This window comes from Methylophilus sp. Q8 (assembly GCF_000800115.1).
Lineage (GTDB): Bacteria > Pseudomonadota > Gammaproteobacteria > Burkholderiales > Methylophilaceae > Methylophilus.
In genome coordinates this window covers 2,822,694-2,837,198 of the sequence record NZ_JUHE01000001.1, presented here as the reverse complement: position 1 = coordinate 2,837,198, position 14,505 = coordinate 2,822,694, and the positions used below count along the sequence as shown (strand labels likewise).

10 protein-coding genes are annotated in these 14,505 nt (G+C 52.7%); 9 read left to right on the top strand and 1 reads right to left on the bottom strand.

Annotated elements, in window-relative coordinates; translation table 11 throughout:
- Positions 1-12: 12 nt before the first annotated feature.
- A complete protein-coding gene (gene fnr, locus GQ52_RS13395) occupies positions 13-849 on the bottom strand; it encodes a fumarate/nitrate reduction transcriptional regulator Fnr (protein WP_047518354.1) in 837 nt (278 codons plus the stop codon).
- A 170-nt stretch (positions 850-1,019) separates the two neighbouring features.
- On the opposite strand from fnr, the gene hemN reads away from it, so the two are divergent.
- From hemN to GQ52_RS13350, 9 genes are all read left to right on the top strand, one after another.
- Positions 1,020-2,405, top strand: coding sequence for an oxygen-independent coproporphyrinogen III oxidase (hemN, locus tag GQ52_RS13390; protein WP_047518352.1), 1,386 nt, complete (start codon positions 1,020-1,022; stop codon positions 2,403-2,405).
- A gap of 9 nt (positions 2,406-2,414) precedes the next feature.
- Complete coding sequence (locus tag GQ52_RS13385; protein WP_047518350.1) at positions 2,415-3,131, top strand: sulfite exporter TauE/SafE family protein; 717 nt, start codon at positions 2,415-2,417, stop codon at positions 3,129-3,131.
- 67 nt (positions 3,132-3,198) lie between these two features.
- Positions 3,199-4,038, top strand: a complete 840-nt coding sequence (locus GQ52_RS13380) for a DNA ligase (RefSeq protein ID WP_047518348.1) — start codon at positions 3,199-3,201, stop codon at positions 4,036-4,038.
- A gap of 14 nt (positions 4,039-4,052) precedes the next feature.
- Complete coding sequence (locus GQ52_RS13375) at positions 4,053-4,472, top strand: hypothetical protein (protein ID WP_047518347.1); 420 nt, start codon at positions 4,053-4,055, stop codon at positions 4,470-4,472.
- 845 nt (positions 4,473-5,317) lie between these two features.
- A complete protein-coding gene (gene hrpA, locus GQ52_RS13370) occupies positions 5,318-9,328 on the top strand; it encodes an ATP-dependent RNA helicase HrpA (protein WP_047518761.1) in 4,011 nt (1,336 codons plus the stop codon).
- Between the two features lie 35 nt (positions 9,329-9,363).
- Positions 9,364-10,272: a hypothetical protein gene (locus tag GQ52_RS13365; RefSeq protein WP_047518345.1), complete on the top strand. Its 909-nt coding sequence runs from the start codon at positions 9,364-9,366 to the stop codon at positions 10,270-10,272.
- Positions 10,273-10,287: 15 nt separating this feature from the next.
- Complete coding sequence (locus tag GQ52_RS13360) at positions 10,288-11,802, top strand: DUF4118 domain-containing protein (protein ID WP_047518342.1); 1,515 nt, start codon at positions 10,288-10,290, stop codon at positions 11,800-11,802.
- Positions 11,799-12,473 (top strand): winged helix-turn-helix domain-containing protein, encoded by a 675-nt coding sequence (locus GQ52_RS13355; RefSeq protein ID WP_024929877.1) that lies wholly within the window; start codon positions 11,799-11,801, stop codon positions 12,471-12,473. The genes GQ52_RS13360 and GQ52_RS13355 overlap by 4 nt, the downstream gene beginning before the upstream one ends.
- 77 nt (positions 12,474-12,550) lie before the next feature.
- Entirely contained in the window at positions 12,551-14,431 is a 1,881-nt protein-coding gene (locus GQ52_RS13350; protein WP_047518340.1) for a potassium transporter Kup, read from the top strand.
- Positions 14,432-14,505 lie beyond the last annotated feature (74 nt).

Genomic DNA, 14,505 nt, shown 5'->3' with positions numbered 1-14,505 from the left:
GGTGGGCTTGGACTAGCAAGTGCTGGCGTTAAAAATGGTCTTCAGTTTATCGTGATCAAGAATGCGGATATTCTTTTGTTTTACTTCAATAATGCCTTCGTCGCTAAATTTAGAGAAGGTACGGCTCACGGTTTCCAGTTTCATGCCCAGATAGCTGCCGATTTCTTCGCGGGTCATGCGTAAAATTAATTCACTTTTCGAGTAACCGCGTGCGTGCAAACGTTGCAGCAGATTGAGCAGGAAAGCCGCCAGGCGTTCTTCGGCGCGCATATTGGCCAGCAACATCATGACGCCATTTTCGCGCACAATTTCGCGGCTCATGATTTTGTGCACATGGCGTTGCAGCATGGGGATTTGACGTGACAGGTCTTCGACGTGGTTAAATGGCATCACGCAGACTTCGGCATCTTCCAGAGCGATGGCATTGCAATTGTGCTTGTCACTGACGATGCCATCCAGACCCATGATTTCACCCGCCATTTGAAAGCCGGTGACTTGTTCGCGGCCATCCTCAGATACCACACAGGTTTTAAAAAAACCGGTACGAATCGCATACAAAGTGGTGAATGGGTCGCCGCTGCTAAACAGGTGCCCCCCTTGTTTGACTTTCTTTCTGGTGGCGACCATGCCATCCAACTGGCTCATCTCGTCCGTGCTTAAACCTATGGGCAGACACAGCTCACGCAGGTTGCAGTTAGAGCAGGCCACCTTGAAACTGGATTCGGCTTGCATGGGAGATGTCCTTGGCAGTCGTTGATCTTGCGACTGATTATACGCCTCCTGCGCCTTGATTTCATGGGTGGTGATTTCATCCGTGGCGACTTCATGTGCTGCAATGGCATTTAACATGATGCTTTTACTCTTCCCTATTATAGTGCGTTGCATTATGCACGCGTAGCTGACCGGACTATTTGATATGCATCAAGAAGTCATGGTTTGCTTTATGGCAAAGTAGCCGTCAATGACTCCCGGGACGAGATGTCTCACATGTGCAGACAGGAAAGCATTTGCTAGATACCATGAAACAACCGTTGACGATTACTCAAGAGCACATCGAGCGCTATGATGTTTCGGGGCCGCGGTATACCTCTTACCCCACTGCTGACCGCTTTGTCGAGGCGTTTGATGCGGCGGCCTATGTCAAGGCTGCAGAGCAGCGCAATATCAGCAACTGGACACAACCGTTGTCGGTGTATGTACATATCCCGTTTTGCGCGTCGCTGTGTTTTTATTGTGCCTGCAACAAAATCGTCACCAAGCGTTATGAGCAGAGCGCCATTTACCTCAACTATCTGCAACGCGAACTCAATCTGCATCTGGACAAGTTTTCGCAAGCGCAGGCCGTGAACCAGCTGCATTTAGGCGGCGGCACACCGACCTTTCTCAACGATGAAGAGTTAACCCGCCTGGTGGAGATGCTGAAAAAAGCCTTTGTGTTTAACCAGGAGGGTGAATACTCGATTGAGATTGATCCGCGTACGGTGAACCAGCAACGCTTGCAGCATTTGCGCGACCTGGGCTTTAACCGCCTGAGTTTTGGTGTGCAAGACTTTGATGCCGATGTGCAGCAAGCAGTGCATCGAGTGCAGTCTTATACGCAAGTGGAAACGCTGATGCAACAAGCGCGCGAGATGGGCTACCAGTCTATCAATGCCGACCTGATTTATGGCCTGCCCAAGCAAACTCCGGCAACCTTCCGCGAAACAATCGCTAAAATTACCACATTGCGCCCAGACCGCATTGCCCTGTATGGCTATGCACATTTGCCATCACGCTTCAAGCCGCAGCGCCGTATTCTGCAAGATGAGTTGCCCAATGCCGTAGACAAAATCCAGATGCTGTCAGAGGCTATTCAGCAATTGATGCAGGCGGGATATGTGTATATCGGCATGGACCATTTTGCTTTGCCAAACGATGCGCTGGCGATTGCCAAACAGCAGGGCAGGTTGCACCGCAACTTTCAGGGTTACAGTACCATGGCTGACCAGGATATTCTGGCGCTGGGCGTCTCTGCTATTGGCAAAATGGGCGCGACCTATAGCCAGAATGCCAAAACGCTGGAAGAGTATTACGACTTTCTGGACCAGGGCCAGTTGCCGATTGTGCGCGGGCTAGCGCTTAGCCGTGATGACCTGATCCGCCGCGCAGTGATTATGGCCATCATGTGCCACGGTGAGCTTAGCTATGAGTCAATAGAGCTCTCTTACATGGTGAATTTCAGGGATTACTTTAAATCAGAGATTCAACAACTTGCAGATAAAGAAAAGCAAGGCCTGGTGGTGCTGGAAGAAGACGGCCTGAAAGTGACTGAAATGGGCTGGTATTTTGTGCGTGCTATCGCCATGGTGTTTGACCGTTATTTGCAGCACGATGCCAATCGTGCAAGGTTTTCCAAAATCCTTTAAACTCTCGGCATGTTAGCCAGCTTACTCCTGACCGCTTTTGTCATGGGGCTGGCAGGCGGCCCGCATTGCATTGCCATGTGTGGTGCAGCTTGCGGCGCCATGCAGTCTCCCCCTCACACCACCAGCCAATTTCGTTCGATTCCGCTACGTGTCATCAAAACTATTCCCTGGAGTTTTTACCTCGGGCGCATGCTGGGTTACGGCATATTGGGCGCGGTTGCGGCAGAAACCCTGCGTGGCCTGGCCTGGTTGTCCAACCAGAGTCATGTGTTCCAGCCATTGTGGACGTTCTCTCATACGCTGATCTTTGCCTGGGGCGTGCTATTAGTGGTCACCGGCCAACAACCACAATGGGCCGTGCAGCGGGCACAACAAGTCTGGGCCTGGATTAAACAGCGTACCGAACACGCCAAATTCGGCTATTTACTCACGGGCATGATCTGGGCTTTGTTGCCGTGTGGTTTGCTCTATTCAGCGGTGATGCTGGCCTCGTTGCAATCGCAATGGTTACAAGGGGCGTTGGTCATGATGGCCTTTGCCTGTGGTTCAGCTACCGTGCTGGCGCTGGCACCTGTCCTATGGCGCGCCAGCCAGCAATCCATGCCCGGCTGGTTTAAAGAGTCGACGGGGATGCGCCTGAGTGGCGTATTGCTCATCGCTCTCAGCGTGGTCGCTTTATGGATGGACGTCATGCATCACGACAAATTGTGGTGCCAACTCCTCTAAACATTGCTTTTATCCCAGGCATTCGGTAACTTTCAATTGTTAATTTAATTTAACAATTGGGGGCGTCATGCTTGGGCCAACGCGGTATCTACTGTTTGTTTTCTTGTCGTTGCTGATTGCGCATAGCTACGCTCAAGCGCCTGACATTTTGCTGGCGCAGATTTACCATGACGATATCCTGGTGCAAGAGTATCTGGTCAGCGAAAAACTGGATGGTATCCGTGCCATCTGGGATGGCCAGCAATTCACCAGCCGCCAGGGTCATCCTATTCATGCGCCAGCCTGGTTTACTAAAGACTTTCCGCCACGGCCACTGGATGGGGAGTTATGGATAAGCCGCGGCCAATTCGAAAAGCTTTCATCCACTGTCAGACAAGTACACCCGGATGATGCTGCCTGGCGGCAAGTCGCCTATTATGTGTTTGAGTTGCCAAACGCCAACGGTGATTTCGCCCAGAGAGCGCAGCAAATCGTGCACATCGCCCGGCAAGCGCATAGCCCTTATCTCAAAAGTCTGCCGCAATTCCGTGTTAAAGACAGGCAAGTGCTTAAAAAAACGCTGGGTCACATTGTGGCTCAGCGTGGTGAAGGCCTGATGCTGCACCGCGCTGACGCGCCATATCTCACAGGCCGTAGCCATGTCTTGCTCAAGCTCAAGCCACAGCTGGATGCCGAAGCGAAAGTGATCGCCCATGTGCCCGGCAAAGGCAAATACCAAGGTAAAATGGGCGCGCTGTTAGTGGAAACCCCGGAAGGTATCCAATTTAAACTGGGCACCGGATTCAGCGACGCGGAGCGCGCGCATCCACCGCCGATAGGCTGCCAGGTCACTTATACTTACCGTGATGTGACCAAAACAGGTAAACCCAAGTTTGCCAGTTTTTTACGCATACGTTCGCCTGAATAGTGAAAGGAAATCATATGAAGTGGTTCGCAGGATTGTTAAGTTGCTGGATGGCTGCAAACGCCTATGCGCTTGATTTAAGCGGCGTTTATGCTTGCACAGGTAATGATGCGCATGAAGGCAAATATACCGGCACAGTGACCATGAAATTACGTCCGGAACATAGCAAAGGCGCAGATGCCAGTTATGACTTCCAGCTTGAAGTGCCGGATTATGGCGTTTATAAAGGCCACGCAGCGGCGCATGGTATGCATGCTGCCATGCATTTTGCCTTACCAACAGAGAATGGCGAATATGGTGGCAAGACGCATGATTTTGGCACTGGCATTGCCGAGTTTAAGAAAAATGCCAAAGGGCAGTTGAGCTTCAGGAAGTTTTATTTTGAACCTGGGTTTAAGGATGGGAATACAGGGGTGGAGGAGTGTGTAAGAAAGTAATTCTTTTGTTTTCTCAGCGTTGACTAGGATGTGAGAGATTGCTTTTCGCTTTTTCAGCGAGTTACTTTTCTTTGCTTGCCCAAAGCGAAGACTATTCTATGATCGATCTATTTCGCCTCTCGGCGACCATTCTTTCTTATGCTTGTCCATAAGAAAGAAGGCAAAGAACAAGACACCCCAACCTCCGCTTCTTCCTGGCGCTACTCGGTTTGCCGGGCGTCCATCGAAACTCGCCCTGACAAGCCACACAGAACGTGGCTTGTTGCGGAGCTCAGACAGCCGATGGCCGAAGACTCCCGTCAACCCTGCGTTGCTCGGCGCGGCAGATGGGGGCCCCGAACACCATGCGAGCGCCAACGTTAGTAGTTGTTATCAATAAACCAGAAGAATTATGCTTCCGTTAAATCTTCACTAATGGTTGTTTGGCGAGATAAATCCCCATCCCATCACGCTGGGTAACGGAGACAAAATAAGATTAGAGGGAGCGACTGTCCGAATCCCAAGGTGGGCTGCATAGTGTGCAGCCCGCTAGGTTGAGTTTCGTGACTGGCTTATGCTTAAGTCCGGCAAAGCAACGGACGAAAGTCCTAATTTGAGCAACGCAAGGAAGCCTTTAGGCCGTGATGGCTGCGTGTCTTCCTCTTTGGTTACTTTCTGGGGGACAAGCACCAGAAAGTGACTCGCCAACAAGGCGAAAAACAACGTATCAAGCAAGACAAACTTAAGCTATATGTAAGCTGCGAGAGTGCATGTCATTTCGCCTGCCATGTTAAAATCTCCTCCCTATGACTGCCGCCTCTCCTGTACAACTCATTGCCCAGCTTGAAAAACAACTTGCCCAGTGCATGCTGGCAGATCGCTTTCCGCTTAAACGCCGTTTGCAGCAGTTACGCGATGCCTTGAAACAAAATAAGCCGGTTGATAAAGCGCTGGTTGATATTGCCCATAAAGTCCAAGCATCCCAGCAGCGTTTGCAAGCCAGATTAGCCGCATTACCCAAGCCGCAATATCCCGAAGAGTTACCCGTTAGTGGTAAAAAAGACGAGATCGCAGCGGCGATTGCCAAGCATCAGGTGGTGATTGTCTGTGGTGAAACGGGTTCTGGTAAAACCACGCAGTTGCCCAAGATTTGCCTGGAGCTGGGGCGCGGTGTTTCCGGCTTGATTGGCCACACACAGCCTCGCCGGATTGCGGCGCGTTCGGTGGCTTCGCGGATTGCGCAGGAGCTGCAGAGCCCGCTGGGTGAGGTGGTGGGTTACAAGGTGCGTTTTAATGACAAATTGTCGGAGCGCACTTATGTCAAATTAATGACCGACGGTATTTTACTGGCGGAGACGCAGAGTGATAAATTCCTCAACGGTTATGACACCATCATTATCGATGAGGCGCACGAGCGCAGCCTGAATATTGATTTCTTGTTGGGCTACCTCAAGCAGTTATTGCCGAAACGGCCAGATTTAAAAATCATTGTCACGTCGGCGACGATTGATGCTGATCGCTTCTCCAATCACTTTAACGGTGCGCCGGTGATTGAGGTGAGTGGCCGTACTTATCCGGTTGAGATTCGTTACCGCCCACTGGGTAATAAAACCACCATGGTGGCGGTTGAGGTGCCGGTGGATGATGGTCTGGACGATATTGACCGTTTTGCGCAGGACTTGATGGGCATCAAACGCAAGCCACCGCGCACCGAGACACGTTGGCTGGAAGAGGATGACGAAGAGGAGGTGATGGAAGATGCCATCCTCGATACGGCTGAGGATTTGCTGCGTTTAGGCGATGGCGATATTCTGGTGTTTTTGCCTGGTGAGCGTGAAATCCGCGATACAGCAGATCATTTGCGTAAATACCAGGGACGTTCGCCCAAACTCAAATCGATAGAGATACTGCCGCTGTTTGCGCGACTGAGCATTGAAGACCAGCAGAAAATCTTCCGCCCAGGCGGCCAACGCCGCATTGTGCTGGCGACCAACGTCGCAGAGACTTCATTGACGGTGCCTGGCATTAAATATGTGATCGATGCCGGCCTGGCACGCGTTAACCGCTACAGCCCTCGTGCCAAGGTAGAGCAGTTACAGATAGAGAAAATCTCGCAGGCGGCTGCCAAGCAGCGGGCAGGGCGTTGCGGCCGCGTGTCTAACGGTATCTGTGTACGCTTGTATTCCGAAGAAGATTTTAACCAGCGTCCGGCCTTTACCGATCCTGAAATCCTGCGTAGTTCACTGGCCAGCGTGATTTTGCGTATGGCCGATTTGCGCCTGGGCGATGTCGCCGAGTTCCCGTTTATTGAAGCGCCTTCATCACGGCTGATCAGCGATGGTTATCAGTTGTTGCAAGAGCTGGGCGCTGTGACCGAGCGCCGAGAAATCACCGAGCTGGGCCGTCAGATGGCGCGCTTGCCGTTGGATCCGCGTGTGGCACGCATGATTCTGGCTGCGAAAAAAGAAAGCTGTTTACGTGAAATCCTGATTATTGCCAGTGTCTTGAGCATGCAGGATCCACGCGAGCGCCCCATGGACAAGCGCGAAGCGGCAGATAGCGCACATGCCAAGTTCAAAGCGGATGATTCCGACTTTATGAGCTATCTCAAGTTGTGGGACTGGTATGAGCAGGCATTAAAGACTAAAAAGTCCAATCGCGACTTGCTGAATCAATGCCACCAGAATTTCCTGTCTTTCTTGCGCTTGAAAGAGTGGCGTGAGTTGCATCAGCAACTGCTGGAGATGGTGGAGGAGATGGACTTCAAGCGCAGCGATAAGGAAGCCAGCTATGAGCAGGTACATCGCGCATTGCTATCTGGTTTGCTGGGGAATATCGGCTTTAAGGATGGTGACAGCGAGACCTATGCTGGCGCGCGCGGTATCCGCTTTACCATTGCGCCGGGCTCGGCGCTGAAGAAAAATCGGCCGAAATGGGTGATTGCTGCTGAACTGGTAGACACGACCAAGCTGTATGCGCGCGTTGTCGCAAAAATTGATCCGGACTGGATAGAACCGATTGCGAATGAGGGTGGCAGCCGCGACCTGACGCAAAGTGACTATACCGACCCGCGCTGGGATAGAAAAACCGCGCAAGTAGTGGCCTGGGAGCGCGTGAGCTTATATGGCCTGACCATTGTGCCCAAGCGGCGCGTGCATTACGGGCCAATTAACCCGGCGGAGTCACGTGAGATTTTTATCCGTGAAGCCCTGGCAAATATGGAATTTGACACGCGGGCGCCATTTTTTGAGGCTAATCGCCGCCTAATCGCCGAAGTTGAAGCGCTGGAGCACAAGGCGCGCCGCCAGGATGTACTGGTCGATGAATACCAGTTATTTGTGTTCTACGACAAGGTTGTGCCACAGATTACGGAGCCTGGTCATCAAGAGCCTTATCGCATTTATAACGGTGCCGCGTTTGAAAAATGGCGGCAGGATGCGGAGAAAGTGAATCCCAAAGTGCTGCACCTGACGCGTGAGTCACTTATGCGCCATGGTGCCAGTGCGATTACCGAGGTGCAGTTCCCGGAGCATATGGTGATAGACGGTGAAACAGTACCGCTCAAATACCGTTTTGAGCCTGGGCATGTGCTGGATGGCGTGACAGCGACGATCCCCCTGGCCTTGCTAAACCAGCTGGACGCCACAGTGACCGAATGGCTGGTGCCAGGCATGGTGCGTGACAAGGTCACCGCGCTGATTAAAGCCTTGCCCAAGACCCTGCGTCGTGTTTGTGTGCCAGTGCCGGAGTTTGTGACCGGGTTTCTGGAAGCAAAAAATGCGCAGCAGTCATTGTTGCCCGCACTGGCTGAGTTTATTCAGCACAAGACCGGACTCAAGTTGAAGCCGGAAGAGTTTGACCTGGCTGGCCTGGATCCGCATCATTTAATGAATTTTAGCGTCGTCGACGAAAAAGGCCGTGAATTGGGCATGGGCCGGGACTGGCACCTGCTTAAAAAACAACTGGGCTCGGCGGCACAACTGACATTCCGGACAGGTTCGCCCGGTATTGAAAAATCTGGCCTCAAGCAATGGGATTTTGGCGATTTGCCGCAAACGCTCACCTTTAGCAAAGATGGCCGCCAATTGACGGGTTATCCGGGTCTTGAAGATAATAGCGATAGCGTCGCCATCAAGCTATTTGATACACCGGAAGCGGCAGCGGTTTCGCACCGCAAAGGCGTGTGTCGCCTGATGCGTTTTGAGCTGAAAGAGCAAATCAAGCAACTGGAGAAAGGCCTGCCGGGCTTTAACCAGTATGCCTTGTTGTTGCGCGCGGTGATGAACCCCGATCAACTGCGCGAAGATATGCTGCAATGTATTGCCGACCGTGCCTTTATTGCCGAGGATGAATTGCCGCGTACCAATGCCGCGTTTATGCAGTTGAAAGCGCGTGCGCGTACGCGCCTGCCAGCCGTGACCGAGGCCTTAACGCGGCAAGCGCAATTGATCGCCAATGAATACCAGGTATTGGCGGCGCTACTGCAAAAAATGACGCCGGTCACGCAAAAAATCAAACGTGAGTGCGAGCAGCAGTTGCAAGGCATGCTTTACCATGGCTTTTTCAGCCAGACGCCGTGGGAGCAATTGCCGCATCTGCCGCGTTACCTCAAGGCGATTAAAATGCGTGTGGATAAATACCCAACCAGCATCGAACGTGATGGCCGACATGCGCAGGCATTGCTCCAACTGGAGCAGCGCTGGCAGCAGAAAGTTGAGCAGTTACGCAAGGCGCATTTGCCTGTAACAAGCCAGTTACAAGACTTTACGTGGCAGTTGCAAGAGTTACGTGTATCATTATTTGCGCAGGAATTAAGGACACCTTATCCTGTCTCAATCAAACGTCTTGAAAAACTCTGGCTCGAAATACAATCGTGATGCGTGACGTCCGCTATTTTTAATTCATTCAGTTGATGCAGCCTTCTCCTTTTGAACCCTTTAGTACGCCAAACTGGCTAAAGCCAAAGCAGCGCGATCGCGTGTTGCGTATCCCGGCTCGCCTGATGTGGGCCGTATTGCTGTCGCTGGTATTTCACGCGATTTTGTTCTGGGGATTTTTACTCGACTTGCTCAATCCACTCGAAGAACCTGCGCAAGAGCCCTTGAATATTGTGCTGGATCTTGGGGTGCCTGCGCCTAAAACACCTAAAGTGTCGCCGCCGCCAGAAATGCCACCGGAGCCACCGCCTCAGCCAAGGCCTAAACCACAGCCCAAGGCTGAGCCAAAATTACCGAAAAAAGTCATTCAATCACAACGGCCAGATAGCCCGTTCAAATTGCCTGAGCCCAAGCCGCAGAACCGGCCTGAGCCAACACCGCCTGTGCCACCGCCGCCGGTGGAGGACTTCTCGAGCATGATCAAACGCAGGCAGTCAGACCGTAATTCGGACGAAATGGCGGCCAAGCAGATCAATGATGCCGCTGCGGCTGCCGAGCGTGGGCCCTCAGAAGATGAGCGCCGTACCAAAAATATCATGAATAACCTCAAGTTCGGCACCAATGGTTTATTCCAGATCCGGCGCATGGACCCGTATAACGCGACCTTCAGCTTTAAAGGCTGGGTCAACGATTACACCTCGGCCAATACACAGTATTACGAAGTCGAGGCGCGCAATGGTGAGGATATCCGGCTGGTCATGATGCGGCGCATGATTGCGATTATCCGTGAGCACTACAATGGTGATTTCGACTGGATATCCAACCGCCTGGGGCGCACGATCTCACTGTCGGCAAGACCAGCAGATAATGCTTTCCTCGAAGATTTTATGATGAAGGAATTCTTCGGGCCCAATTATAAAAACCTGGATATTTACGGACGCTAGTCATTTTCAGTGATCATGCCAGGCAACTTCGATCATCCTGTTTTATCGAAACCGTCACACTGGCAAAGCTATGCCGCCTTGATTGCAGGGTTGGCACTGGTCTCAGGCATAGGCTTGTATTATTTTTCCGCACTGGGGGTGGCAGTCATCACGCTGCTGTATTTATTGTGCGTGCTGTGGGCGGCTTATTTTCTGCACTTTTTTCATGCCTTGCTGACGGCGGTTATCGCCGTACTGCTGATCAATTACCTTTTTATCGACCCCCGTTACACCTTTGGTATCGCTAGCCTGCAATCCTGGCTGATGTTGTCAGTATTTGCGGCGCTGGCGCTGATGGTGAGTCGCGCCATGCAGCAACTCAAGCAGCAAAGGCAACAGGCGCAACAGGCAGCCTTACAGTCGCGGTTTTTCCAGTCATTGGCCGAGTTGCTAGCCATGCAGTCCAGTGTTGAGGACTTGTTGCAAGCCGCCTGCCAGCATGTGCAAGATGTGTTTGGTTGGCAAGTCAGTGTGGTTCAAGTGTCTGATGCCGGTGCATTAACATATTTGGCGGGTGCACCGGTGGCGACCCTTGAAGCCTCAAGTCTGCAATGGGCCTTGGATTACCAGCGCGCGATTGGTGCGGGCACCGCAGACTGGCCAAATCTGGGCGTCTGCCTGTTGCCGTTTGGCGTTCCGCAACGCGAAGTGCTGGTGGTGGCAAGCCATGCGGCATCTGACCTGCATTTTTTACGCTTGCTGACCCATCAATGCGCACAAGCGACGATGAAGTTACACCAACAAATGGCCCTGGCACACGCTGCGCGCGATGCCAGTGAGGCAAATTTCAAAAAGACGCTGCTGACCGCCTTGTCGCATGATATGCGCACACCACTGACCGCCATCCTCGGTGCCGTCAATGTGTTGGCGGATCGCCAGATTGTATTGGCGCCGGCGCAGTCTGCGCAGTTACTACATAGCATACAGGCTGAAGCCAGCTATTTAACGCAGGCCACGGAAAACATCCTGACACTGGTGAAGCTGGATGCAGGTAGCAGCAGCTTGCACCTGGACTGGGCGTCGCCCCAGGAAATTATTCAGCATGTCGTGCAACGCTATTTGCAACGTACGCCTGCGGTGTTGTTGCAAGTGACATTGCCTGAGGCCGATTCGCAGCAAGAAATACTGTTTAAAGCAGATGCGGTATTGGTGGCGCATGCATTAGCCAATTTGATCGATAACGCCTTGCAATGGCGAGAGGCTGCTAGCGCCATTGAAATTGCCATGTACATAGAATCCTCGTCGCTGGTATTGTCGGTGCTCAATCAGGGGCTGGGTTTTCCACCAGGCTTTGTGATCTCCGCTTTTGATGCGCACACACCAGCGATGGCAGGTGTGCGTGGCTTTGGGCTGGGTTTATCGATTGTGGATACCGTGATGCAACTGCATGGCGGGCAAGTACAGCTGGGCACTAGTGCTGACCATCGCACGGAGGTGCGCCTGTTGTTCCCGTTTGTATACGCGGCAGACTTAATCAAGGCCGACATATGAGCCAGCAGGCAACCTTGTTATTGGTGGAGGACGACCCTGGCGTGTACCAGTTTCTGTTACCTGCATTGTCTGCGCACGGCTATCGCGTACAACATGCGCGGGACCTCGCACAAGCGCGCGAAGCCAGCGGGTTTGCCATGGTCATTCTCGACCTGGGTTTGCCTGATGGGCAGGGCGAGCAATTTATCCCGCAGCTGCGTGCTTATTCGGATGTGCCGATCCTGGTACTGTCTGCCCGCCAGGATGAACTGGATAAAGTGCATTGCCTGAACCTGGGCGCAGATGATTACCTGATGAAGCCATTTGGTTTACAGGAGTTGCTGGCGAGGATACAGGTGGCACTGCGGCGCACAGCCATCATGCAGATGCGTGACCACGTTTATCAACATCAGTCATTAGTGATTAACCGTGCCAGCGGCCTGGTGACCAAACATGGCGAGCAGTTGCATTTGAGCCCGATTGAGCATGCCTTGCTGATGTTGCTGGCCAGCAAACCCGGCACCATTTTTACCCATAGCCAGCTATTGGCGCAGGTGTGGGGGCCGGATTATATCGACGACACGCATTACCTGCGTATCCATATTGGCCGTTTACGCGCCAAACTCGAAGACCATCCCTCTGCACCGCAAACCGTTCTGACTGAGCTCGGCATCGGCTATCGACTTGCCTGAGTCAGCCATTCTTGTTTATGCGATTGATATACCGTTAGCCTCACACTGCCTCCATCAATCAACCATAAGGGGATGTGATGGACAATCTTTCCATACAAAAAAGCAGTTTGGCTGCGCTGGCGCTGGGGGCGATAGGCGTCGTCTACGGCGATATCGGCACCAGCCCGCTCTATACCGTACAAGTTATTTTTAGCGAGAGCACCGGCGTGCCGCTCAATCAGGCCAATATTCTGGGCGCGATCTCGTCTATTTTCTGGTTGCTGATGTTCGTGGTGACTTTTAAATATGTGCTACTGGTGTTACGCGCACACAACAAAGGCGAGGGTGGTGTGATGGCCTTGCTGTCACTGGCGGTGTCCAGTTTGCGGCCGCAAGATAAGCGCACCGGTGGTTTGCTATTACTGGGCGTGCTCGGCGCGGCCTTGTTTTATGGTGACAGCGTGCTCACGCCAGCCATTTCCGTACTGTCCGCGGTCGAAGGCCTGCAAGTGGCTTCTCCTGCGCTGGCCGCGCAGATTCTGCCGATTACGATAGGCATACTTATCGGCCTGTTCTGGTTTCAGCGACATGGCACGCATGCCGTTGGCCGGTTTTTTGGCCCGATTGTGATCGTCTGGTTTCTGGCGCTGGCGGCGATAGGCGTGTGGCAAATTGCACAAGCACCGCAAGTGTTGCAGGCACTGCATCCGCAGTACGCCTGGCAGTTCTTGCAAGCGCGAGGTGCCGGTGTGTTTATCGCTATCGGCGCGATATTGCTGGCAGTGACTGGCGCCGAGGCGCTGTATGCCGATATGGGCCACTTTGGCCGCCGCGCGATACAACTGGCCTGGCTGGGTCTGGTGTTCCCCTGTCTGGCGTTAAATTACCTGGGGCAGGGCGCGTTGCTGCTGCAACATCCTGACGCGGTTAGCAATCCGTTCTATTTATCGTTTCCACAACCCTTGCTGATTCCAGCCGTGATTCTGGCCACACTGGCGACCATTATTGCGTCGCAAGCGGTGATTTCCGGCGCATTCTCCATGACACGCCAGGCGATTCAATTAGGTTTTTTGCCGCGTATGCGCATTATCCATACCTCTGCCAGTGAATCCGGGCAGATTTATATTCCCGCAGTGAACTGGGCATTGCTGCTGGCCGTCATTATCGTCTGCCTGGCGTTCCAAAGCTCGTCGGCGCTGGCGTCTGCCTATGGTATCGCCGTCACCGGCACCATGTTCATTACTACTATTTTGTTGTTTGTTGTTATGCGTCATCGCTGGCAGTTTCCGGCTTGGTTGGCTTGGCTATTGACCGGTGCCTTGGGCGTGGTGGATGCCGTATTGTTTAGCTCAGCCTCCATGAAGTTTTTGCAGGGTGGCTGGTTCCCGATTGCGTTGAGCATACTGTTGATTGTGCTGATGACCACCTGGAAAAAGGGCCGCTATACACTGCTGAATAGCATGGCTGAGACGGACCCTAAACTGGAGCCATTACTCGCCACCCTCGCCAGCAGCACACTGCCGCAAGTGCAGAGAACGGCGGTATATATGGTGTCTAACCTCGACACAGTGCCACAGGCTTTGATGCATAACCTCAAGCATAACCAGGTGCTGCATCAGCGTAACCTGTTTGTGAATGTGTCGTTTGAAGACGTACCGTTTATGAATACCGCTGAGCGCATCACCACCAAGCGCTTGGCCGATGGTTTCTGGCAAGTGCAATTGCGTTATGGTTTTATGCAGCATGCCGATATTCCGCAAGCCTTATTGCAACTGGATTTGGATGGGAAAACACTGGACCCGTTTACCAACTCCTACTTCCTGAGTCGCGATATTATCGTGCCAGACGTGGGTGGTGCCATGCCACGCTGGCGTGACCAACTGTTTTCCGTAATGTCACGCAATGCCAGCAGTGCAGTCGAGTATTTTAATATTCCGGCCAATAGCGTCATTGAATTGGGTAGCCGCGTGCAGATATAAATACGCATGCCAATGGCGTGCGTTTAAGCATCAAAAGAAAACCCGCCAGTTGGCGGGTTTTTTTATTAACAGGC